Source organism: Shewanella marisflavi, assembly GCF_023283925.1.
GTDB lineage: Bacteria > Pseudomonadota > Gammaproteobacteria > Enterobacterales > Shewanellaceae > Shewanella > Shewanella marisflavi.
In genome coordinates this window covers 48,180-71,649 of the sequence record NZ_JAKIKX010000009.1, presented here as the reverse complement: position 1 = coordinate 71,649, position 23,470 = coordinate 48,180, and the positions used below count along the sequence as shown (strand labels likewise).

26 protein-coding genes are annotated in these 23,470 nt (G+C 50.2%); 13 read left to right on the top strand and 13 right to left on the bottom strand.

Going from position 1 to position 23,470, the window contains the following annotated elements; all coding sequences use genetic code 11:
* Positions 1-32: 32 nt before the first annotated feature.
* From nqrE to L2712_RS15995, 9 genes are all read right to left on the bottom strand, one after another.
* A complete protein-coding gene (gene nqrE, locus L2712_RS16035; RefSeq protein WP_033537375.1) occupies positions 33-641 on the bottom strand; it encodes an NADH:ubiquinone reductase (Na(+)-transporting) subunit E in 609 nt (202 codons plus the stop codon).
* A gap of 5 nt (positions 642-646) precedes the next feature.
* The gene (locus L2712_RS16030; RefSeq protein WP_248978362.1) at positions 647-1,279 is read right to left on the bottom strand and encodes an NADH:ubiquinone reductase (Na(+)-transporting) subunit D; all 633 of its coding nucleotides are present in this window, start codon (positions 1,277-1,279) and stop codon (positions 647-649) included.
* Positions 1,279-2,073, bottom strand: a complete 795-nt coding sequence (locus tag L2712_RS16025) for a Na(+)-translocating NADH-quinone reductase subunit C (RefSeq protein WP_088904082.1) — start codon at positions 2,071-2,073, stop codon at positions 1,279-1,281. The genes L2712_RS16030 and L2712_RS16025 overlap by 1 nt, the downstream gene beginning before the upstream one ends.
* Positions 2,066-3,265, bottom strand: a complete 1,200-nt coding sequence (locus tag L2712_RS16020) for an NADH:ubiquinone reductase (Na(+)-transporting) subunit B (RefSeq protein WP_248978361.1) — start codon at positions 3,263-3,265, stop codon at positions 2,066-2,068. The genes L2712_RS16025 and L2712_RS16020 overlap by 8 nt, the downstream gene beginning before the upstream one ends.
* Positions 3,265-4,599, bottom strand: a complete 1,335-nt coding sequence (locus tag L2712_RS16015) for a Na(+)-translocating NADH-quinone reductase subunit A (RefSeq protein WP_088905878.1) — start codon at positions 4,597-4,599, stop codon at positions 3,265-3,267. The genes L2712_RS16020 and L2712_RS16015 overlap by 1 nt, the downstream gene beginning before the upstream one ends.
* Before the next feature lie 515 nt (positions 4,600-5,114).
* On the bottom strand, positions 5,115-5,624 hold the full coding sequence (gene luxS, locus L2712_RS16010; protein ID WP_248978360.1) for an S-ribosylhomocysteine lyase: 510 nt from the start codon (positions 5,622-5,624) through the stop codon (positions 5,115-5,117).
* Between the two features lie 278 nt (positions 5,625-5,902).
* Complete coding sequence (locus L2712_RS16005; RefSeq protein WP_248978359.1) at positions 5,903-6,202, bottom strand: BolA family protein; 300 nt, start codon at positions 6,200-6,202, stop codon at positions 5,903-5,905.
* 109 nt (positions 6,203-6,311) lie between these two features.
* Complete coding sequence (locus L2712_RS16000; protein ID WP_248978358.1) at positions 6,312-6,815, bottom strand: ACT domain-containing protein; 504 nt, start codon at positions 6,813-6,815, stop codon at positions 6,312-6,314.
* Positions 6,816-6,936: 121 nt separating this feature from the next.
* Entirely contained in the window at positions 6,937-7,554 is a 618-nt protein-coding gene (locus tag L2712_RS15995) for an alpha-ketoglutarate-dependent dioxygenase AlkB family protein (RefSeq protein WP_248978357.1), read from the bottom strand.
* Between the two features lie 92 nt (positions 7,555-7,646).
* Between L2712_RS15995 and L2712_RS15990 the strand changes: the two genes are divergently transcribed.
* Positions 7,647-8,834, top strand: coding sequence for a methyltransferase (locus L2712_RS15990; RefSeq protein WP_248978356.1), 1,188 nt, complete (start codon positions 7,647-7,649; stop codon positions 8,832-8,834).
* A 47-nt stretch (positions 8,835-8,881) separates the two neighbouring features.
* Here L2712_RS15990 and L2712_RS15985 read toward each other — a convergent pair whose 3' ends face one another.
* Entirely contained in the window at positions 8,882-9,769 is an 888-nt protein-coding gene (locus L2712_RS15985) for a sterol desaturase family protein (RefSeq protein WP_248978355.1), read from the bottom strand.
* A gap of 43 nt (positions 9,770-9,812) precedes the next feature.
* Positions 9,813-10,865, bottom strand: a complete 1,053-nt coding sequence (locus L2712_RS15980) for a DUF2804 domain-containing protein (RefSeq protein WP_248978354.1) — start codon at positions 10,863-10,865, stop codon at positions 9,813-9,815.
* A 199-nt stretch (positions 10,866-11,064) separates the two neighbouring features.
* Here L2712_RS15980 and L2712_RS15975 point away from each other — a divergent pair, with 199 nt between their 5' ends.
* The 4 genes from L2712_RS15975 to L2712_RS15960 all read left to right on the top strand — a co-directional run bounded on the left by L2712_RS15975 (position 11,065) and on the right by L2712_RS15960 (position 14,274).
* Complete coding sequence (locus tag L2712_RS15975) at positions 11,065-11,631, top strand: YajG family lipoprotein (RefSeq protein WP_033537365.1); 567 nt, start codon at positions 11,065-11,067, stop codon at positions 11,629-11,631.
* Between the two features lie 21 nt (positions 11,632-11,652).
* The gene (locus tag L2712_RS15970) at positions 11,653-12,237 is read left to right on the top strand and encodes a peptidylprolyl isomerase (RefSeq protein ID WP_088904075.1); all 585 of its coding nucleotides are present in this window, start codon (positions 11,653-11,655) and stop codon (positions 12,235-12,237) included.
* 143 nt (positions 12,238-12,380) lie between these two features.
* On the top strand, positions 12,381-12,713 hold the full coding sequence (locus tag L2712_RS15965) for a hypothetical protein (protein WP_033537363.1): 333 nt from the start codon (positions 12,381-12,383) through the stop codon (positions 12,711-12,713).
* 139 nt (positions 12,714-12,852) lie between these two features.
* Entirely contained in the window at positions 12,853-14,274 is a 1,422-nt protein-coding gene (locus tag L2712_RS15960) for an AmpG family muropeptide MFS transporter (protein WP_033537362.1), read from the top strand.
* Positions 14,275-14,325: 51 nt separating this feature from the next.
* Here the strand turns inward: L2712_RS15960 and L2712_RS15955 are convergent, their stop codons facing one another.
* Positions 14,326-14,811: a YajQ family cyclic di-GMP-binding protein gene (locus tag L2712_RS15955; protein WP_033537361.1), complete on the bottom strand. Its 486-nt coding sequence runs from the start codon at positions 14,809-14,811 to the stop codon at positions 14,326-14,328.
* Between the two features lie 156 nt (positions 14,812-14,967).
* Between L2712_RS15955 and L2712_RS15950 the strand changes: the two genes are divergently transcribed.
* The 4 genes from L2712_RS15950 (at position 14,968) to L2712_RS15935 (ending at position 18,079) form a co-directional block, all read left to right on the top strand.
* Positions 14,968-15,348 (top strand): VanZ family protein, encoded by a 381-nt coding sequence (locus L2712_RS15950; RefSeq protein ID WP_248978353.1) that lies wholly within the window; start codon positions 14,968-14,970, stop codon positions 15,346-15,348.
* Positions 15,345-16,298, top strand: coding sequence for a ketopantoate reductase family protein (locus tag L2712_RS15945; RefSeq protein WP_248978352.1), 954 nt, complete (start codon positions 15,345-15,347; stop codon positions 16,296-16,298). The genes L2712_RS15950 and L2712_RS15945 overlap by 4 nt, the downstream gene beginning before the upstream one ends.
* Before the next feature lie 156 nt (positions 16,299-16,454).
* A complete protein-coding gene (locus L2712_RS15940; RefSeq protein ID WP_248978351.1) occupies positions 16,455-17,966 on the top strand; it encodes a sodium-dependent transporter in 1,512 nt (503 codons plus the stop codon).
* Positions 17,963-18,079, top strand: a complete 117-nt coding sequence (locus L2712_RS15935; protein ID WP_140946870.1) for a MetS family NSS transporter small subunit — start codon at positions 17,963-17,965, stop codon at positions 18,077-18,079. The genes L2712_RS15940 and L2712_RS15935 overlap by 4 nt, the downstream gene beginning before the upstream one ends.
* 29 nt (positions 18,080-18,108) lie before the next feature.
* Here the strand turns inward: L2712_RS15935 and L2712_RS15930 are convergent, their stop codons facing one another.
* On the bottom strand, positions 18,109-18,993 hold the full coding sequence (locus L2712_RS15930) for a LysR family transcriptional regulator (protein WP_088904071.1): 885 nt from the start codon (positions 18,991-18,993) through the stop codon (positions 18,109-18,111).
* 152 nt (positions 18,994-19,145) lie between these two features.
* Between L2712_RS15930 and L2712_RS15925 the strand changes: the two genes are divergently transcribed.
* From L2712_RS15925 to L2712_RS15910, 4 genes are all read left to right on the top strand, one after another.
* Entirely contained in the window at positions 19,146-19,505 is a 360-nt protein-coding gene (locus L2712_RS15925; protein ID WP_033537357.1) for a MaoP family protein, read from the top strand.
* 3 nt (positions 19,506-19,508) lie between these two features.
* The gene (gene gshB, locus L2712_RS15920) at positions 19,509-20,543 is read left to right on the top strand and encodes a glutathione synthase (protein WP_248978350.1); all 1,035 of its coding nucleotides are present in this window, start codon (positions 19,509-19,511) and stop codon (positions 20,541-20,543) included.
* Positions 20,530-22,521, top strand: coding sequence for a flavohemoglobin expression-modulating QEGLA motif protein (locus tag L2712_RS15915; protein WP_248978349.1), 1,992 nt, complete (start codon positions 20,530-20,532; stop codon positions 22,519-22,521). The genes gshB and L2712_RS15915 overlap by 14 nt, the downstream gene beginning before the upstream one ends.
* A gap of 208 nt (positions 22,522-22,729) precedes the next feature.
* Positions 22,730-23,410, top strand: a complete 681-nt coding sequence (locus L2712_RS15910) for a phosphatase PAP2 family protein (RefSeq protein ID WP_248978348.1) — start codon at positions 22,730-22,732, stop codon at positions 23,408-23,410.
* The last annotated feature ends 60 nt before the right edge of the window (positions 23,411-23,470 follow it).

Below are 23,470 nucleotides of genomic sequence, written 5' to 3'. Positions count from 1 at the left end.
GTTCAAATTCAGAAGCCGTTAAGGTGTCTCTATTACAGAGACACACCTGAGAACGACATGAAACCTAGAGCCATCAAACCTGCAGTCACAAAGGTAATACCTAGACCACGTAGACCATTAGGGACATCAGCATATTTTAACTTCTCACGGATACCGGCCAGTAGGACAAGCGCCAACGCCCAACCAATACCCGAACCTATGCCAAACACTAAACTTTCAGTCAGGTTGTAGTCACGCTCAACCATGAAAGATACCGCACCAAAAATCGCACAGTTTACGGTGATTAGCGGTAGGAAGATCCCCAGCGCGTTGTATAGCGGTGGAAAATACTTATCTAATGTCATCTCAAGGATTTGAACCAGCGCCGCGATCACACCGATAAAGGTGATGAACTTAAGGAAGCTCAGATCCGCATCGGGTACACCAGCCCAGGCTAAGGCGCCCGGTGCCAAAATACTCTGATAGATAATTTGGTTAACGGGTACAGAGATAGCCAATACCACGATAACAGCGACACCCAAGCCCATGGCTGTGGTCACCTTCTTAGACACAGCCAAGAAAGTACACATACCAAGGAAGAAGGATAACGCCATGTTTTCAATGAAAACAGAACGAATTAACAGACTAATAAAATGTTCCATTACGCTTATCCTTTTGCTTCAACTTGCTCTGGCTTGATGGTACGAATGATCCAGATTAACGCAGCAATCAGGAAGAACGCACTTGGCGGTAGCAGTAGCAGACCGTTTGGCTGATACCAGCCACCGTCAGAGATCTTGCTTAGGATCTCGACACCAAATAGCGAACCGTTACCAAACAATTCACGCACGAAGCCAACTGACAACAAGATGGCACCATAACCCAGACCGTTACCGATACCGTCCATAAAGCTCATCATAGGCGGTGTCTTCATCGCATAAGCTTCGGCGCGACCCATTACGATACAGTTGGTAATGATCAGACCGACGAATACCGACAACTGCTTAGCCACGTCATAGGCATAAGCTTGCAGTACCTGGTCAACCACGATCACCAGTGAAGCAATGATGGTCATCTGAACAATAATACGCACACTGCTTGGAATGTGATTACGGATCATCGAGATGAACAAGTTTGAAAACGCACAAACTGCTGTCAGTGCAATGGTCATCACGAGTGCGGTTTCCATCTTACTGGTCACCGCCAGCGCACTACATACACCCAGGATCTGCAACGCAATCGGGTTATTACTGATAATAGGTCCAGTTAGAACCTGTTTAAGTTCTTTAGCGTCAGCCATTAGCTAAGCCCTCCGTTGCGCGCCTTTTCGATAAAGCGAGCGAAACCCTCTTCTCCTAACCAGAAGTCAAGTGAGTTTTGAACGCCATTACCGGTAAGCGTCGCCCCTGATAATGCATCTACACCGTGTACACTTTCTGCGACGACAGGGTTCTTAGTCACTTTAATCGCCAAGTTGCCTTGGTCATCATAAAGCTTCTTACCTTGCCACTTAGCAATCCACTTAGGATTCTGTACTTCACCACCCAGACCAGGGGTTTCACCTGAACCGGTAAAGTCGTAATACACTAAGCTACGAATCGTGTTTAGGTCGGCTTCAACAGCGAGGAAAGCGTACATGGTAGACCACAGACCATAACCTTTAACCGGAATGATCACAGTCTGTAGCGTGCCAGCGTCATCGCGAACCAAGTAGACCACGCCTTTATTCGCCACACGCTTCACTGAAGCGATATCATTTTCAGGCTTAAAAGAAGTCTCAGGTGTACGAGCGGCCTTTTCAGTATCAAAAGTATCGGCGTTGCCTTCTACCCAGTCACCAGACTTAAGGTCAACCAGCTTAGCTTCGACATACTTTTCATAAGTATTAAGGATCTGATCCTTGCTCACTTCGCCAGACTTAGTGTCCACCAAGCCAGCCGCTTCAAGAATGTACTTTTGCTTATCAAGCAATTTGTTTTCTTGCTGTGTTGGCTTAAGTAGTACTGCCGCGGTAGAAACGAATACCGAACAGATAAAACATAATCCAACAACAACAAACAGCGTTCTACCGAACGAATCTTTATTACTAGCCACGAGCAATCCTCCGCTTAACATTCGCTTGAACCACAAAGTGGTCGAATAGCGGCGCAAACAGGTTGGCGAACAAGATAGCCAACATCATACCTTCAGGGAAAGCAGGGTTAATGACACGGATAAACACGGCCATAGCACCAATCAAGATACCGTACGCCCACTTAGCTTGGTTGGTGAAAGACGCAGAAACTGGGTCAGTCGCCATAAACATCATACCGAAGGCAAAGCCACCCAGTACCAAGTGCCAGTGCCAAGGCATAGCAAACATAGGGTTAGTATCGCTACCGATAAAGTTAAGTAGGTAAGAAACGGCAATCATACCGACCATCACACCACCCACGATGCGCCATGACGCGATACGGGTGTAGATAATCACCAGACCACCCAGCAGAATCGCCAGAGTAGACACTTCACCCACAGAACCAGGAATGAAACCTAGGAAGGCATCCCACCAAGCTTGGTTAAAGCCGTAGTCCAGAGTGCCCTGTGCCGCTTGGCTTAGCGCCGTTGCACCAGAGAAACCGTCTGCAACCACCCAAGTGGTATCGCCTGACATGTTTAGCGGGTAAGCGAAGAACAGGAAGGCACGACCGGCCAGTGCAGGGTTAAGGAAGTTACGACCCGTACCACCGAAGATCTCTTTGGCAACGACCACACCGAAGGTGATACCCAGCGCTACCATCCATAGCGGAATGGTTGCTGGCAGGGTTAGCGCAAACAGAATCGAGGTGACGAAGAAACCTTCGTTAACTTCATGGCCGCGAACCATAGCAAACAGCACTTCCCAGATACCACCCACGGCAAAGGTCACCGCGTAGATAGGGAGGAACCAACAGGCGCCATACCACATGAGTGCAGCAATACCTGAATCAGCAGTCAGCTCAGTACCAAACAAGCCAAACAAAGCCACTTGCCAGGTATCAGGAGTGGCAAAGCCAGCCATTAAAGCTTCTTGTGCCTGAAGACCTACGTTGTACATACCTACGAACATCGCAGGGAATGCACAGGCCCAAACCGTAATCATCATACGCTTCAGGTCAAGGTTATCACGCACATGAGTACGGCCCTTGTTTACGTGGCCTGGTGTATAAAATACCGTGTATGCCGCTTCGAAGAGCGCATACCACTTCTCGTATTTCCCACCCTTTTCAAACTGGGGTTCAATACTTTTGAAAAATTGTTTCAAGCCCATTAGCCTTCCCTCACAATCGTATCTAGGCAGTCGCGTAGGTACGACGCATAGTCATACTTACCAGGACATACGAAAGTACATAGTGCCAAATCTTCTTCATCCAACTCTAACGCGCCTAAAGTGGCAGCGCCGTCGGTATCACCTGACACCAGGTCACGCAATAGCATGGTAGGAAGAATGTCGAGAGGCATAACACGCTCATAGTTGCCAATTGGCACCATGGCACGGTCAGAACCACCAGTGCTGGTCGTCATGTTAAACAGACGAGACGGTGACAGGTGACCCAGGAATGCACGTGTAACAGAGAACTTGTTAGGACCAGGCATCGCCCAGCCAATAAACTCTTGTTCACGGCCTTCTTCAAGCAGAGAAATCTGGTTAAAGAAACGACCTAAATAGGCATGTGGGCCTGTTGCCGTTTTACCGTTGAGCACTGAACCCGCAACTACACGAACATCGCCCTGGGCCACTTCGCCAGTCGTCAATTCGGTAATAGATGCACCACTCTGAGTGCGCACCAGTCTAGGCTTAAGCGCCTTAGGACCTGCTATCGCGACCACACGTTGGGTGTTTAGCTCACCAGTAGTAAATAGTTGACCGATTGCGATCACATCTTGATAGCCAACATGCCAAACGGTGCGCTTAGCCGATGCGGGCAGAACAAAATGGATATGAGTACCGGCAAGACCCGCAGGATGCGGACCGGCAAACTCTTCAACTTGTGCGTTGGCTGCAGGAATATCGGTTCCTGGCGCCTTACACAGATACACCTTACCTTCTGTCAATCTTGCAAGGACTTTTAAGCCATTGGCAAAATCTTCCTTGTGCTCGTTAATGATAACGGCAGGATCGGCAGCAAGAGGTTGAGTATCGATAGCGGTCACAAAAATACCAGCAGGCGTTGAGTCAACTGCAGGTGCTTTGCTGAAAGGACGCGTACGCAAGGCGGGCCACATGCCTGATTCGATCAGGTTATCGCGCACTAATTGCGGGTCAAGGGTGTCTAATGCTGCGGCATCGTACTTGGCGAAAGAAACGCTATCGTCTCCCTCTACCTCGATGACGACAGACTGAAGAACACGCTGGGCGCCCCGGTTAATTTCTGAGATTGTGCCACTGGCTAAAGCAGTATATTTAACGCCAGGATTCTTTTTGTCTTCAAAAATCACCTGACCTTTTTGCACTTTGTCACCCACTTTGATCTTCATCGTGGGGCGCAGGCCAATATACTCTTCACCCAAAGTAGCTACGTGTTTAATGGCTGGGCCATTATGGATAACTTGCTCTGGTCCACCTGTTATAGGCAGGTCCAATCCTTTCTTTATTGTAATCATATCCACAAGCACTACGTTTATGAAGGAAAGATAATGCGTCGCGTTCCTGCTAAATGAGATAGATTTCAAACAGAAGCTATCGCATTGAGCTAGCGCAGATTTATTACAGAAATGCGATCGCAATCACGCTGGTCGGGCGCATTTTACCGTAAATAATTCCTTATCGCTATGAAAAATACGGGTGTTTTAAAACGGACTCAGGGGATTTCTACAGTGAGGAGTAGATCACAGTTCCTGTGATTTTTATGATTTAGGTAAATGGAAATTAATTTAGCCCCCTGTCCTAGCAGGGTTATATGAATTTGAGTAGCCAAAAATCTACTTTTTAACGGGCTTATTTTGGCGAATTTCGCTGGGCAAAAAAACAACAAAACCCGACACTGTTCGACTAAAGTTTAACCAGTAAATTTACCGATTTTTCCTGTTTAACACCTCTATGACCACCAACAGGCTAAAAAAACAAAAAGCAGCCACGGCTGCTTTTTGTCTCTGAACAGGTAAAAGGTGAGCTGAGATCAGAGTCCCTTTAAGATATCGTCACTAAGTTTAAGCTCATCGTTACGATTGACATTAACCCCGGCGGCGATGATATTTTTGGCGATATCCTTAGCCTGCTCCAAAGAATGCATCTCATAAGTCCCACACTGGTACTCGTTTAACTCAGGGATCTCAGACTGCTGCTTTACCTTTAGCACATCTTCCATGGCAGCCAGCCAGCACTCGGCCACTTCCGCTTCTTTGGGGGTGCCAATAAGGCTCATGTAGAAACCGGTGCGGCATCCCATAGGAGAGATATCGATGATCTCGACGCTATCACTATTGAGGTGATCTCGCATAAAACCGGCAAAAAGGTGCTCTAGGGTGTGAATACCGCGCTCGCTCAGAATATCTTTATTCGGGGCGCAGAAACGCAGATCAAAAACGGTAATAGTATCGCCCTTTGGGGTGGCCATCGTCTTGGCAACGCGCACGGCAGGGGCATTCATACGGGTATGATCTACGGTAAAGCTATCGAGTAACGGCATTATTTTTCTCCCATAAACAAAGGCACCTCAGAGTTTGCCAAGGCACCTAGATTGAGTGCGACCGACTGATAGCTTCAGCCGCCGACTGACCTACACAATATGCGGTAGGTGCCGAGCAAAGTAAAGTGAACATATCTCAAAACCCGGCCAATAAAAAACCACAGCGGCCATGCCTGCTGTGGCTTTAAACTAGCTCTGTCTCATCAACACCTAAAGGACAGTTATGCCCGCACAATCATGGGTTAACCGCGACACTTAGGTTAACCGAGAGACTTAGATTAACCGCGACACTTAGGCGAATCAGGCACTTCTGCCTCTTGCGCCCATTCGTCAGGCGTAAAAGTGTGCATAGACAGGGCATGCAATCCAGCATCGAACTGAGGCTGCAGCGCTTCATTGACCGCGCGGTGACGACCGATGAGTCGCTTACCTTCAAAAGCCGCGCTAGCAACGATCACCTTAAAGTGAGTCTCTGAATTAGGTGGGACATGGTGGTTGTCGCTCTCATTGATCACCTCTAGGTGAACTGGGGATAGAACCTCTGTGAGCGTATCGATTATCTGCTGTTTTACTGACATGGTCATCATCTCTGTCGAGTAGAAAACTTAAGTGGCAGCAGAGTACTTTGAGTGGATCAAAAGATCAACTCATCTTCATCGGTCCCCACCGCAGAGTACTAACCTCAGATCAGGTCAGGCTAACCCTGGCATCTTGAGAGACATTCTCCAGCAACTCTATGATGCTGTCCCCGCTGATCTCATCGGGCACGGATACCGCCAACTTAGCGGAAAACACTGTCTGCCCTAGGGTAGAGACATGTACTCGGTTGCACTCCATCTGATCCACTTCGAGATCCAGGTTAGAGAGAATATCGACTATCTCCCTTGTCAGCCCGGGTCTATCTGAACAATCGACATTGAATCTCAAGCTACGGGAGTGTTCGCTATGTAGCTCCGCCATATCGCTGAAACTAAAAGTAAGCTCGGGAAACTCCTGCACAAAGTTGGCCTGTAGCTGCGCCACCTTATCCTGAGTAATTGCCACCTTCATCATGGCAGCAAACCAGGCATCCATCTTGATCACCTTGCTGCTTAACCACTCGCCTCCGGCATCTCGGGTCAGGTTGGCCATCGCCTTCACTACTCCAGGGGTGACAGTGCCGGTTACCGTTGTCACGAACATCTTATTCATAGCAGACTCCTTGATGGGCTTGTCTCATTATCCAGCGATTATTCGAGCTGTGTGCTCCCCCTGAGGATAGACCTTTCATCGCCCCAAGAGTGAGAGCCAGGTTACAATTCAGCCTTACACATTATCCCTGATGATAGTGTGGAATTAAATGGCGATAGGTCAAGTTTAGCCTAGGCTGAGTCACCCCGGCCCTTTTTGGCAAAGAATGTTGCCAACTCGCCTGCATCGGCCAGTGCATGATTAAGAGATCGCCACTATTGAGCTGCAATTCCACTTTCTGTTTGCTCTGCTTATGGCGCAGAAAGAAGGGGCGGCTCGCCCCCAAGGTGATGGAGGCGATATCAGAGCCTGGCATGATCTCAGCCTCATCATCACTGTGCCACCCCATGGTGTCGGCCCCATCTTTGTAGTGATTGACCAAGACCCCATTGCTAATCAGGCCAAAGTCATGCGCCAGTTTATCTCGCAGACGCAAAGCATACTTAGGCCAGGGCAAGGCACGAATAAACAGGCCAGAATATTGATAATCACAGCCATCATCACCAAACCACACCTGACGCCTTGGGATCGGATGCATACGACCATATACGGCTATCTCGGGTCGGCTAAAGGGATAGTGCTCGGCCTCAAGCATCAGCGCTTGTTGCTGTGCCTGATTGAGGTACCCGGAAATAAGGCTAATAGGCGGCTTTGTGGTTGCCGTGCCCGGTAGTTCAAAACCAAGGTCTTGTTGATGCATCTCTCTTCCTGTTGCCCTTAGTGCTGGGCATATACCTGACTGGGTAAATCTGCGATAATCGCGACCCTAATTTTCAAAGTAGCAGCCAAGTGATGACAACTCAATTCTCCTTCGCCGATATCACGCTTCAACTCTCTCGCTATCCGGCCAAGCAGGCCTCTAACCTGCAAGCATGGGATGCGGCAGATGAGCACCTGATAAAACACTTACAGGAGATAGAGCAAGAAAAAGTTAATACTGCCATCATCAACGATAGCTTCGGTGCCTTGTGCGCGGTGCTCACCACTCAGGCCACCGACTGGCCCTTGTGGGTCGAAACCGATGCCAAGACCAGTCAGCTGGGCACCCTGGAAAACTTTGCTAGCAACAACTTGAGCCATGATAATCTCACCTGGCTCAATAGCCGAGACACCCTGCCACAAGGGATAGGCTTAGTACTGATGAAGTTGCCAAAAAACCTGAGCTACTTTGCCCATCAGCTGATACGCCTCTCAAGATCACTGGCACCTGGCACTCCTGTATTCATAGGCGCCAAGGCTAAATCGATCAATAAGCCGCTACTTGAAACCATCGCCCAGCACTTAGGTCCCGCCTCGGCCAGCCTAGCGTGGAAGAAGACCCGGGTGATCACCTGTATCGCCGACGGCACGTCAAGAGCCCTGCCGAGCGAGGTTTGCTGGCCGGTGAAGGAGTTTAATCTCACTATCAGTAATCTCAGTAACGTGTTTGCCGCCAATAAGCTGGATATCGGCGCCCGTATCATGCTGGATAATATGCCCAAGGGGCAGTTTGATACCATAGTGGATCTGGGCTGCGGCAACGGCATTCTCGGCCTGAGGGCAAAACAGCTTTATCCAGACGCGATACTCCATTTTGTCGACGACTCAGAGATGGCTATCGCCTCGGCGAAGCTTAACTGGCAGAGCAACCAATTAGATAATGCAAGTCAGCCCCTGCCACAGGCACATTTTCATTGGGACGATTGCCTGACCCACTTAAGTGAGGAGCTGCAACCCGATCTGGTGCTGTGCAACCCGCCCTTCCACCAGGGAGAGGCCATCACGGACCACATTGCCTGGCAGATGTTTTTAGACGCTTTTCATAAGTTAAGGCCAGGCGGCCTACTGCAGGTGGTGGGTAATCGTCATCTGGCCTACCATGTGAAACTCAAGCGCATATTTAAAAACTGCACCACAGTGGCCTCGAACGGTAAGTTTGTCATTCTTCAGGCGACTAAAGCTGTAAATACGGCTGCAAATACTCCAGAAGCAAACGAATAGCGCTAATCTCTCAAGATAACAAAACAGGGCCATTTGGCCCTGTTTTGTTATGCAGCGTCTCGTTTTTCTGTCGCCTTAGCATCAGAGTGACTGAGTGGCGGCGCAAATAACAGCTGCCAACGCTGCTTTAGGCTGAGGCCGGGTGCAAAGGCTTCGCTAAACATGTCGCGCCACTCACTAAAGGTCACGACCAGAGGGTTGAAACTCTTGACCGGCTTGGTAATGCCATAGTCGACAGTCTCCTCCTCTTTAGCATAGGTGCCAAACAAGCGGTCCCAGATGATCAGCACACCGGCATAGTTTTTATCGATATATTGTGGGTTACGTCCGTGATGCACCCTGTGATGGGAGGGGGTGTTAAAGATCCACTCCAACGGCCCCAGCGTCTTGACCGCTTGGGTGTGAACGAAAAATTGCAGACCCAGATTAAGCAATACGGCAAACACGACCCAGTTTGGATCGAAGCCTAGCACCACCAGCGGCAACCAGAAGATCCACATACCGGCAAAGGGATACATCAGGCTCTGCCTGAAGGCCGTACTGAAATTCATTCGCTCCGAACTGTGGTGAGCCACATGGGCTGCCCACATCCAGCGCACGCGGTGGCTTGCGCGGTGAAACCAGTAATAACAGAAATCTTGCGCGATCAGCAGGGCGATAAAACTGCCTAATCCCATCTGGATATCCAATAGGCGCCAATCGAAAAACCAAAGGTACAGCTTGGCAATCAATAGCCCGGTCAGGATATCAGCCCCTTGATGCAGCCCCGCCAGCGTAAAATTACACAAGACTTCCGGCAATTGATAACGGGCGTTGTCAGGCAGGTGACCCTTACGATCGCCAAAATACCATTCGAGTAAGATACAAACGAAAAACAGCGGTGCCAGCACCAATAGCAACACCTCTGGGTGCGTGATGAGTGAATTAAAATCCATCTAATTATTCCTTTATGTCCCTAAGTAATACGTAAGCCTTGGGTTACCAACGGGCAAAATGATCTTCGGTCAAACCCAAAAGGTTATCGATATAGTGAGTCGTCCCCTCGCCATCTTTGAGCTGGCCATCGAAATAGCCCAGATATTGTCTGAAGTTACTCTTAAGCAGCCAAAGGTTGAGTTTCTCCTGACGACAATTTAACGGTTGAAAACTTAAGTCCACCCGACCATCTAACGAACGGATAGCCCAGCTGGCATCATCATGATGCTGTGGGGCGCGGCTGAATTCGAAATGCACAGGCCCCAGCAGGTGTCGCTGGCCATCGACCCAGAAGACATTTTCATTGCAGCCGGTTTCGTTTACCCCAGCAGCCAGGTTGAGCCCAACCAATGAGTCACCTTGATAGCCGTTAATGCTCGCCCAGCGCCAACTGGTCTCGCGGCGCATATAGCCCGCCGAAAAATCATAGCCACCGAGCGCACGATTAAGGGGCTGTGGCTCATGGTTAATGGTTAACTTGCCACCAACCTTGAGACCATTGTGTTTTTGGGTATAGGTCCAACCGCTGTAACCCGTTGGGTTACACATGGCCATGGGCAGGCTAAGCGGCATAGGTGTCAGGCTGAGCTCGGCCTTAATCTGCGCCGTATCTATCTGGAGCTGCCACTGGCCTTGCTCGATATCGATAACCACCTTACCCTTGCCACTGGCAAGCTGCGCCCGTCCCGACCAAGGTGACTCAGCCACCTTACAGCCCAGCGTCAGAGGCTTAAGCCAGTTGGTTTCTACCAAGCGGTTGGCTTTAATATCGTAGAGGTAACAAAAACCTGTACCGGCATAGCGAATGTCTGCAATCGCGACACCAATGACATATCTCGGGGTAACCACAGAGACAAACTGAAACTGCTTAAAATGAAAATGCCTGGCAAGGTGACTGGCTGGCTTATCCATTACATTGGTATAGTGAAAATGCTCTAACCCGAACGATTTAACCGGGCCATCAAAATGACCAAATTGCACCTGCCCCGTATTTGAGATCAGGCTATCTGGTGCGATCAGGGTGTGCAGTGCACCGGGTTGAATATCCATCTTCATCGCTTATTATCGCTTGTCATTATTATCGGGCCGAATGGCTGTCTGCCGCCTATTTTAAACTTGAATTTTTACTCTAACGTTTTCTCGTTTAAGTTAAAACCCTACCGAGCAACATAGTCTTAACAATAGCGCCTCAGGCTGGCATCCAATGAGGATTCTGGTATGCTGATGCCACCTTTTTACAGCATGATTTATCGCTATGAAACGTTTTATTCCTATCATCGCCTGTGCCGGCCTACTCTTTGGCTGCGCCAGCCATACTCCGACCCATATGGCGCTCAACCCTCAGTTGCCTGTGGTACAGTCTCAGGGCATTCCCAGCAAGCCAATCGCTATCGAGATGATAGATACCCGCTCGGCAAACTTTATTGCCCGCTTTAATAATGAAGGTGATGCCGCCAGACTCGTCAGCCCATCTGAGTCACCCCGTCGTCAGCTGGAGCAAGTGTTCAGAGACGGCTTTACCAAGGCTGGCTATCGCATCGACCCTGCCTCGGTAAACCATATGCAGCTGCAGCTGGAGAAACTGCTAACCGATGTGAGCGACACCACCTTCGGCTATCAGGCCACCAATGACATCATCATCAATGTGATCGCCAGCAATACCAGTAAGACTTTTACCAAGCGATACACGGCGCGCAACCTGGTTTCAGGCCCCTTTAGTGCCGATTTTGCCACTCTGGAGCTATCGGTAAACGATCTACTGAGCGATCTCACGGCTAAGATCATCAACGACCCCGAACTCAACGAGTTTATCCAACAATAATCATAAGATAAGGAGTGTTACATGAGAATCTGGCTCGCCTCCCTGCTGCTGTTGTCATTTTCTAGCCTGGCTCAGGCTCTGGATATTCAGAGCGATACCATCTACCCCAAAGTGAAGCTGGAAACCAGCATGGGTAATATCATCGTCGAGCTGGATCGCAAACGTGCGCCCATTACGGTCGATAATTTTCTCACCTATGTGGTCAAAGGCCACTATGACAACACCCTATTTCACCGCATCATCCCTGGCTTTGTGGTACAAGGCGGCGGACTCAACCCTAAGCTGGAAGAGAAGCCTTACGGTGAACCAATCGTAAACGAGTCGGGCAATGGTCTTAGCAACAGCCTGGGCAGCATCGCCATGGCCCGCGACGACAACCCACACTCAGCCACCGCGCAGTTTTACTTTAATGTGGGCGACAACAAGCGTCTCGATCCCTCCAAGCGTCGCTGGGGCTACGCCGTGTTCGGTGAGGTGGTTGAAGGGATGGAAGTGTTAGAGGCGATGTCAGAGGTAGAGACTCAGATCAACACTAAGCTAGGCTGGGCCGACTTTCCGGTGAAGCCCATTATCCTGAACAAGGCGACCCTGCTCCCAAGAGAGTAAGTTAGCAACGGCTTAGGGTTCACTCAAAATTAATGGCGCTTTCACTAAAGTGCCATAAAACAGAACGCTAAGTTTTTTATCTCAGACAAACGCCGGTAGATCCACTGGCTATAATTAGCCCTGTAGTGGCAAGGAGGCGAACGATGACCCCAGATGAGTTCATCGATAATAAAGCGCCCCAGCTGGCTCAATATGGAAAAGCGTTCTTAAATAATCAACTCGATTTCAATGAGATCCAGCTTTACTTATGGGACACCTTGGAAGAGTGGCAACAGTTCAATCATCAAGGTGATGCGCAAACCGATATCGAGCGAGTGTTTTGGCATTTGATACACGCCTTCGACAAATGGCCTGACTGGACAATTAAAGGCAACCAGTTTCTGCGCAAGCAGATAGACGATTGCTGTGATTTCCTCAGTCTTGGCGGCCAATGTCCTAGCTGTTGTGTCGGAACACGACCTAGCTCAATATCATAATTCACGTCTTAAAACGTTTAATTATGAAAAAAGCCCAGTCTCTCGAGACTGGGCTTTTTTCATGATGGATTTTTCACTTTTTATTTGTCGCGTCAGCGTTTAAGCTAACCCCACCTAGCCTTATAAAGCCTACTCTATTTTGATTTCATCCCAAGTATCCCGATTTAAAGACGCCCTTACTATCTATTGTCACAAACGGGTACTGATTCTGCTGCTACTTGGCTTTTCTGCCGGTCTGCCACTGATGCTGGTCTTCTCCACCCTCTCCTTTTGGCTTAGAGAGGCGGGGATCGACAGAACGGCCATCGGCTATTTCAGTTGGATCGCCCTGGCCTATGGTTTCAAGTGGGCCTGGTCACCTCTGGTGGATCGGCTGTCATTACCGATATTGACCCGGCTGCTTGGTCGGCGACGCGCTTGGATGTTGTTCGCCCAGGCGCTGTTAGTGTGCGCCATCTTAGGCATGAGCCAGAGCGATCCGGTCGCCGATCTCGAGCATCTGGCACTATTTGCCTTAATGGTCGCCTTTGCCTCGGCCACCCAAGATATAGTGATCGATGCCTTTCGTATCGAATCGGCGCCGCAAAAGATGCAGGCCGCGCTCGCCGCCGCCTATCAGGTGGGTTATCGCAGCGCCATGATTGTTGCCACCGCAGGGGCGCTCACCATTGCCGCCTGGGTCGACCCCACTAGCGACAGCTATAACCTCACCTCCTGGCAGACCGCCTACTTTGCGATGGCGTGCCTGATGTTTATCGGTATCTTAACCACCTTGGCGAGCAGTGAGCCAGAGGTCGATACCAAAGACGCCGACGAGGTAGAATCGGCGCTGCAACAAAGATTATCTGAGCGTTACCCTAGGGTCGTGGCGGCCGCCGCATCCTGGCTGTACACCGCCAGTATCTTACCTTTTATCGACTTCTTTAAACGCTATGGCCGCAGCGCTATCTTAATCCTGCTGCTTATCTCCTGCTACCGGATCTCAGATATCGTCATGGGGATCATGGCTAACGTCTTCTACGTGGATATGGGCTTTTCTAAGACGGAGATTGCCACTCTGAGCAAAGTCTATGGTCTGATCATGACCTTAGTGGGCGCAGGTGCCGGCGGTATATTATTGGCCCGCTATGGCACCATGAAGATCCTCTTTCTGGGGGCCTTTATGGTAGCGGTGACCAACCTATTATTCGCCTATCAGGCCATGATTGGTTATAACCTGCAGCTGCTGACAGCGGTGATCTCCATCGACAACTTCAGCGCCGGGATCGCCACGGCGGCCTTTATCGCCTATCTATCAAGCCTCACCAGTAGCGGTTACAGCGCCACCCAATATGCGCTGCTCTCCTCTATCATGCTGCTGTTTCCCAAGTTTGTGGCGGGCTTTTCGGGTCAATATATAGACGCCTTCGGCTATGTGAACTTCTTTGTCGCCGCCAGCGTCATAGGTTTCCCCGTGCTTTGGCTTGTCCTGTTGGTGCAAAAATATGCGCCTCATCCCAACGGTGATGAACAGGCAGAGCCACTGACGACGAAAGTAAAAGAACAGCCCGGTGACCAATAAGCCAATAAAAAGCCCCACTTAATAGCGGGGCTTTCTTATGAGGTAAGCAGTTTAATCTCTGAAATTATTAAACTGGAAAGGCTGGCCCAGATCGGACTCGCGGGCAATGGCCATCACCGCCTGCAGGTCATCACGCTTCTTACCACTGACGCGAATCGAGTCGCCTTGAATAGCGGCCTGCACCTTAAGCTTGCTGTCTTTTATCAGCTTCACCAACTTCTTGGCCACCAGACTGTCGATCCCCTCTTTAAAGGTCACCTTGAGCGAGAAAGTCTTACCGCTATGAATCGCCTTATCGGCCACATCCATAGAGGCGGGGTCAACGTTACGCTTACTCAGCTGATTACGCAGCATGTCTACTAACTGCTGGCACTGAAAATCTGATTCAGATGACAGAGTCACCTGATGATCTTTATAGGTGATCTCGCTCTCGACACCCCGAAAATCGAAACGACTATCCAGCTCACGGCGGGTATTGTCGACGGCGTTGCGCAGTTCAACTTCGTTCACTTCCGATACGATATCCATCGAAGGCATATTTATCATCCTCTTTATAGTCACTTTATCTGCCCGCTAGTTTACCCGCTCAGACCGGCATTCGCCAAAAATTCTTGGCAAAACCAAGGGCGTTTCTTAATGACTTTAAGGTGACATTTTCCTATGATTGGCAAAACCACTTAACTGAAGCGACTCGTGAATTCTCGAAAAACCTTTTTTAAAATAGCGCTACTTCTCACCATCATAGTGATCAGCTACCTGGTATTCTCTCGCCCTAACTACCCTCAAATGATCCCTCACATGGATAAGGTTGGCCATCTGGGCAGTTTCTTCTTTCTGGCGCTATTAACCCATCTTGCTTTCGAGCCCAAATGGTACAGCCTGGCTGGCATATTGGCCGGGTACGCCCTGTTTATCGAGCTGGTACAGTCGCGCCTGCCCTACCGCAGCGCCTCCAGCGCCGATTTTATTGCCGATATGATGGGCGTTTTGCTCTTCTATTTCGGCCTCTGGCTCTATCGCCGCTATATTAAGGCCAGTGTGATCACCAAAACGGGAGCCAACAGCCAGCCATGAAATCTGCGGCGACCTCTCTTCTAGGCGACTCTCTGGGCGAGTCACAAGGTGAAATAGTGATCCTCGGGGCTGGCGCGATAGGTCAGTTGATCTTCCACCAGCTGTCCGCCCATGATCTCAAGCCAGTATTGATGGCAAGAGAGGGGCTCGCCGCAAGCCAAAGCTTAACCTTCACCGGTTTAAACGGTGTCACCATTGAGCGAGAGGCATGCCTTATCAATAGCTCAGCCCTAAATGCCTGCAAACTGCTTATCGTCTGTGTTAAGGCTTATCAAGTCGAGGACGCCCTATTGCCATGCCTTGATAACTTAAATCCCCATGCCCATATCTTACTGCTTCACAACGGCCTTGGGCCCCATCAGCAGCTCGCCGATAAGCTAAATGGTCGAGGCTTAAGCCTGGGAACCACTTCTCAGGGAGCATTGAGGCTGGCCAAGTGGCAGATAAGACAAACTGGTGCGGGTCTAACTCAACTGGGTCACGCACAAGGGCCGGCTTTGCCAGCAGCGACACGCCAAGCCTTACTAAGAGCTATCGCTAATAGTCAGTGGTGTGAGCCCATTCTGCCTATGCTGTGGCAGAAACTCGCCATCAACATCGCTATCAACCCGCTGACCGCCATCAATGACTGTCACAACGGCGATCTGGCCGATGAGCATTATAGGCCAAGCATCTTAAGGCTTATCGACGAGGTGGTCACAGTGGCAAGCGCCGAGCAAATCCCGCTCGACAAAACTGAGCTAATTGAACGTGTATATCAGGTGATAGCGCTAACGGCCAGTAACTACTCCTCCATGCATCAGGACATTCATCACGGTCGCCAGACAGAGATAGAAGCGATCACAGGTTATCTGCTTCGCCGCGCCGAAAGCCATGGCATAGCGACACCTGAAAACCTGGTAATCTACCAGCAACTGAAAGCAGTGGAACGCCAAGCCGTCAAGCGATAGAGAACCACGCAGCAATTCCCGTACTAAAGCGCTAACATCTTGACCCTATTGGTCGAACGCACAATATAACCCCGCATAATCTGTGGAAATTTCCGCTCTCACCTGAGTATTAAGGTCTAGAATTATCTGTACAAGGCGCAGGGCTTGAGGTGATAGATGAAGCGAGAGCAGTGGAACTCTAGGGTAGGTTTTATTTTGGCTGCCGTCGGCTCAGCTATTGGCCTGGGTAACATCTGGCGTTTCCCCTATATGGCCTATGAAAATGGTGGCGGCGCCTTCTTTATTCCTTACCTGTTTGCCATGATAACCGCTGGTATCCCCTTTATGATTATGGAGTTTAGCCTGGGCCATAAGATAAAGAAGACCTCGCCACGCATCTTCGCCCAGCTAGGACACACCCTAGGCATAAAACTCGAATGGCTCGGCTGGTTTCAGGTGTTTATCGCCGCGGTGATCGCCGTCTACTATGTAGCCGTCATCGGCTGGACTCTCTCCTATCTCGGCTTCTCCTTCAGCCAGGCTTGGGGCGATAATCCTAACGACTTCTTCTTTAATCAGTATCTTAAACTGGGCAACAACTCGCCGTCCCATCTGGGAGAATTTCAGCTGGGCATTTCTCTCTCCATGAGTATCGCCTGGCTAATGACCTTCCTTGCCGTCTTTAGCGGGGTAAAGGGAGGAATTGAACGAGCCAACAAGATCATGATGCCCATACTGTTTATCATGGTGCTGGTGCTGATCGGCCGTATATTGTTTCTGCCAGGGGCGCTATCCGGGCTCAACTATCTGTTTGAACCTGACTTTAGCCGCCTGCTCGATGCCCAGGTCTGGTCTGCCGCCTATGGGCAGATATTCTTTACCCTCAGTGTTGGCTTTGCCATCATGCTGGCCTACTCCAGCTATCTGCCGACCAAGGCTGACATCAATAACAACGCCTTTATGACGGTGCTGATCAACTGCGGCTTCTCTATTTTAGCGGGGATCTTAATCTTCGGTGTGCTGGGCTATATGGCCGAGGAGCAGATGAAGCCACTGACTGAGGTGGTGAGTTCAGGCATAGGACTGGCTTTTGTCACCATCCCCACCGCCATCAACTTGATGCCGGCGCCCTATATTCTCGGGCCCCTCTTCTTTATCGCCCTGGTGATCGCCGGGCTAAGCTCCCATATCTCTATCATAGAAGCGGTCACCAGCGCCGTTATCGACAAGTTTCATCTGCCACGAAAAGTAGCTGCGATAATGGTGTGTAGCCTAGGCTATCTGGTCTCCATGGCGTTTGCGACCAATGGCGGTCTCTTGCTGTTGGATCTGGTGGACTACTTTATTAACAATATTGCTCTCTTGCTCAGTTGTTTGGTCGAGCTGCTGATCATCACTTGGTTATTAAAGGTCACGGTTATCCACCAACACGCCAACGAAAGCTCTGAGTTTAAAGTGGGCAGCTGGTTTGTGATCTGCCTGCGCTTTATCAGCCCAGCGATCTTAGCCACCATATTAATGAAGAATCTCTACAACACTTTGGTCGATGGTTATGGCGACTATCCGATAGCCGATCAATTGATCTTAGGCTGGGGCTTGGTGGGCACCATGCTTTTCTTCGCCATACTGATCAACTTCACCAGCAAGTCGCCAGGCTATCCAGATCAACACCCAGGAGGTAAAAGATGAGCCAGAGTGCCTTTATCATGATGTTGTTTGCCTTGGCGCTCACCTGGGGTGGCGCCGCCCTGTGTATCGCCATTGCCATCAAGCGCAAACAAAAAGAGGAGGCCGACGATTAGCCGGCCCCCTCTCATCCAATCCAAGAAGGTTAACCCAGTTGACCTATCTGCTGCAGGCTAAAGGCCGTTAGTGGGTCGATCTCCTTAACCAGTTCCTCAATCTTGATGATCGCCTCAAGGGATCCACTGTCTTTGCGATAGGAAAGATAGATGGGGCGGTTCCAAGGCTCGACCCCTTCGACCCGATAAAGCTGTTTAGATTGTAAAAAGGGCTCAACGATCGACAGCGGCAGATAAGCCGCCCCCGCCTTATCCAAGATAAAATCCAGCGCGATACGTCCGGTGGAGGTTCTTAAATAAGGTGGTGGCATACGATAGTGACGCTCGGCATGCTCCGAAGCGAAGCGTGTTCCCCAATCCACATAAACATATTTTTGACTCAGCGCCTGGGCCTGATCGCAGGGCTGGGTAGAAACCAGCACCAGAATAAGATCGGCCACCTGCTTACACACCAACTCCTCCGACTTAAGCGGGTCGAACGCGAAGGCCATATCTAAGGTGCGCTCCAGCAGGTTACGATTTAACTGTTCACGACTGAGCGCCTCGGCCAGAAAGCCATAACCGCCGAAGGCGTCGGTCACCTTACTCAGGCAGTGCTGAAGGTAGGCATCCCAGATATTGGGAGTACCTGCCATGGTCAACTGCAACGCCTTGTGATTGGTCAAAGCCAGCTCGTTCTTTGCCTGCTCTAAAGTACTCACCATCACCTCAGCATAAGGCACCAGTCGCTCACCCGAAGTGGTAAGCTGTATGCTATTGCGATTGCGCACAAACAGGGCGGAATCGAAGAAGGATTCCAGCTGCTTAATTCGGGCACTCACCGCCGCCTGAGTGATATATAGATTCTCCGCCGCACGGCCGAAATGACGGGTTCTGGCCACTTCTAGAAAGGTTTTAAATACTTTGACGTCCATTTTATTCTCTCAGTCAATTTCACCGAGAGAATAACAACTAATCCTAATGGTGACGATAAAAAAGTTTTGTTTCTCTTTTGACGACAAAAATCATAATTTCGCGATCGAAAAACCCTGTAGTTACAGCGTTGCTATCACAGTGAGAGGTTGTTATGTCAGAAGAGTCATTTCGTTTTGGTCAAAAGCGTTTTTTTGATGACAAAAACTTTCCCCGCGGCTTTAGTAAGTCCGGAGAGTTTACCTTGTCTGAAGCTGAATTGTTGAGCCTATATGGCGACACTATGCAAGCCTTTGAAGCAGGCGATCTTGAGCCTGAAACTGCAGAGGAAAAACACTTTGTTAAGGTCCTAAAACACCCCAACAAGGCTAATACCAAGCTTGAGCATGTATGGTTGAAATACACCAAGCTTACCCGAGAGCCAAAAAAGTTCCACACCCTAAACAGCACGAATAACAAGCGTGTTGATCAGTTTGAGTATGTGGAATCTCACCCTGAAGATGAGGTTGCTTAAAGAATGCACATCTGCTTTTTGATGTACCCGTGGGAGCGTATCGATCCAGAGAGCGATACCACCCTAAGATTAGTTCATGAGTGCGCGCAGCGTGGTCATACCGTTGCCATCACCACGACCAGTGGGCTGACCATTCGTGACAGTAGTGTCTACGGGTTTTGTCAAATCATCAAAAAAGGGATGAAAATATCGGATAACATTCCACGTTTTTACCGCTCCGCCGAATTTCATAAAGCGCGCCTGCCCATGGCTGGCTTTGATTGTATTTTTATGCGCGCTAACCCACCGCTGGATAACCTAGCGTTAAACTTCTTAGATTCGGTCAAAGGCGACACCCTGATCATCAATGATCTTGAAGGCCTCAGGGTCGCCAACAACAAACTTTACACCGCCAGCATGAGCGGTGCCGCGAGCCAATATATTCCCACCACCCATGTGTCGAAAAATCGCGACTACCTGCAAAGGGTGCTGGAAGAAAGTGAAAGCGATAAGATGATCCTTAAGCCCCTCAATGGCTTCGGTGGTCATGGCGTTATCGTGATCGAAAAAAGCGCTCGCCAAAATTTCAGCTCGCTGCTGGACTTCTACATAGGCACTGAAGAGCAGAGCAACTATGTGATTCTGCAGGACTATATCGAAGGTGCAGAAGAGGGTGACAAGCGCATTCTGATGCTCAATGGTGAACCCATTGGCGCCATGCGCCGTGTCCCAGCCAGTGGCGAGTTTAGATCTAACGTCCACGCCGGTGGCAGCGTGGTCAAACACACTATTACACGTGAAGAACGTGAACTGTGCGCCGCCATTGGCCCTAAGCTGATGCGCGACGGCCTCTACTTTACGGGTCTGGATGTGATCGGTAATAAGTTGGTTGAGGTTAACGTGCTCAGCCCAGGCGGCATCACGCGTATCAACAAGCTTAACCGCGTACGACTGCAAAAGCAGGTGATCGATTTCGCCGAAAATATCATCAACTCCAAAGAGCTATTGATGCAACGTAAGAGTGCATATCGTCAAGCGGTAGAAAATGCAAACCTATAGTCTCGACCAAATGCTCTCCCTGATTAAACGCGGGGAGACATTTTCAGGCCAGCTGGCCTCCTCCGGCTGCGTTATCACCATCCAAGAGTATCTGCCCGTTGTGTGCACCGCGATCCACGCGGGGCACAACTTGCGCCCCGAGCTGATAAAGTTATGTCAGCTCAGTGCCGAGGAACGTTACTTCGAAGAAGATCCCTTTACCGATGAGGTTATTGCCTCTCAGCCGATCACGCTGGCGGGCTGCGATTCGCGCTTCGAGTACGATCTCAATCGCCCTAAGAGCCTGAGTACCTATTACAAATCCGCCTGGATGAAGCAGGTATGGCGCAAGCCGCTAAGCGCTAAACAGCGCGCCATCAGTCACGCCAAGCATCAGGAGTTCTATCAACTCTACGAGGCACTGATCGCCAAGTTAGAAAGTATGTTCGGCATGGTCGTCGTGTTCGATCTGCATTCTTACAACTACAAGCGCATCGAAAAGCCGACGCCAGTATTTAACATAGGCACCTCGCAGATCGATATGGAGCGCTGGGGTAGCGTAGTGCACAAGTTTAAGCGCGAGCTGAAAACCATCACCCTACCCAATGTCGAGGTGGATGCCGAGCTGGATGTGGCCTTCGAGGGCCGCGGCTATCTGATCGCCCACACCAACGCCCGCTTCGACCGCACCTTAGTGCTGCCGACGGAGATCAAAAAGGTGTTTATGGATGAGTTGACCGGCGAGGTCTATCCCATAGTACTGGACGATCTCAAGCTTGGACTGAAGAACGCCTTTAGCGCCACCAGCGCCTACTTTCAGCGTAAGCTCAATCGTCAAAGCAAGACCCGCCGCGCCGACATGCTAAGCAGTGCCATCGAACCAGAGGTGCTGGAGATAGATGCCGCCCTGTTCCGCCTGGCGCAGAAGGTCGACACCTTAAAGTATGTCAATCCGACCAACCTGGCGGCCGAACGTCGACGCTTCATGAAGGCGCCGAGTCGCTATAAGCCTAACTTTGCCTATCGTCAGCTGCCAATAGACGCTAACGAATTTAAGTACCGTCTCTACCGTCTGCCCATAGATAATATCGCCGATCCCGCGCTTAAGCAGCTCTACAAGGATATCGTCAATAAGCTGGGCGAGCAGATAGATCTGCTCACCAGTGTCGGCCAGGAGGGTTTTGTCTATAACTCTCTACGTTATCATGGCCGGCCACAGCCAAGTGCCATCGCTAACGCCAAGTTCCTGTTATATGCCAAGGAGATCCCGGAAGATAAGGGGCCTGCCCTTGACCCTCAGCAAGTGTGCCAGATGATGAAACAGCGCGCCGAGCAGTGGGATATGCGCTGTAAGATAGGCCTTAGCGGCACCATAGTTGCCCGTGCCATGGTGAGCTCAAATCCTGCCCAGCTGGCGATCAGCAGCCATGCCCAATTTCATGAGAGCGAAGTGCAGCGCTTGATCCAGCATGAGCTGGGGGTACATATGGCCACCACGCTTAACGCCAAGCAGCAATCCCTTAAGGTCTTACGTCTGGGACTACCAGGCTCAACCTATACCCAGGAAGGGCTTGCTATCTTAGCAGAGCTCAAGGCAGGCTTTATGGCGCACTCACGCCTGAATACCTTGGCATGTCGGGTATTGGCGGTGGACTCTATGCTGAAAGAGCAGGACTTCTACCTCACCTATTGCTACCTGATAGATGAATTGGAGATGGATAAGGACGACGCCTTTGTGACCACGGCCCGCGTCTATCGCGGCGGCGGCTTCACTAAGGATCACCTCTATCTAAGCGGCTTCCTGGAGATGCTGCATCTATCTCATACTCGCAGCCTGGACAACCTCCTTGTGGGCAAGACCAGTGTGCAGTATTTGGATCTGCTCGATGAGCTGGTGCAGCGGGACTGGCTTGTGCCTCCTAAGTATAACTTCTTCCCGAGCAGTAACTTAGAAGAGAGCCCCAGCCTCAACTATCTGATAGAGAGCCTGCGCAGCTAATCGCCCATTATCGCGGCCAGGCCTTGCCCGGTCGCGATAACTCTACCCAAAAGCAAATTCTGCCCAAAAGCAAATACTGCCAAAGCATTGCCGCTTATATCTGCGAGTGGCCACTGGGCTACTCAGAATGTGAATTAGCATGCTTTGCATGCGAGCGCTTTTGCCTTAGGCTGGAGCTTCCCATCATGACAAGAACCGCTAGCCGAGCATGTTAAAACACCTATTTCCCAACACTCTTAAAAATGCACTGATTCTCTACACACTACTGATTGCTTTGGTGCTGATTTGTGTACTGTTTGTCGATCGACCTCTGGCGGAGCTGATGCACGCCCAGCAGTTGTCGAGCACATGGTTAAAAACTCTAAGCAAGACCCCGCTATTGCTGGAATTTTTGGCAGGCCTCACCATCTTCGCCTGTATTAGCGAAAGATTTAGACTGAGGTTTCAAGCACTGGCACTTGAGCTTACCTTCACTCTGATACTGGCATTTTCGCTGCGCTGGCTTGGTAAGATACTATTTGGCCGAACCTGGCCAGAAAGTTGGTTTAAACTCGGCGATGGGCTAAACCCCTCGTGGATTGCAGACAAGGTAGAGGCATTTCACCCCTTTGCCCAGGGGCAAGCCTACGACTCCTTTCCCTCAGGCCATGCTCTGCTCACCTTCGCCCTCGCCTTTACCTTCTGGCGCCACTCGCCCAAGTTGATGCCACTATGGCTAGGCTGTATGGCTGCCGTCATCGCCGGGCAATTAAGTCTCAACTATCATTACCTAGGGGATCTGCTGGCAGGAGCAAGCTTTGGCCTACTCGCCAGTCAGCTGTCCCTCAGCCTGCATCACAAACTCAGGCTATTCATCCGTCAGCATAATGAGTCTGACGGCAAGCCATAGGTGTAAAAAAACGTTAAACCAGCCTGTATTTATTAGCAAAAAGGGCGTAATTTTAAATGT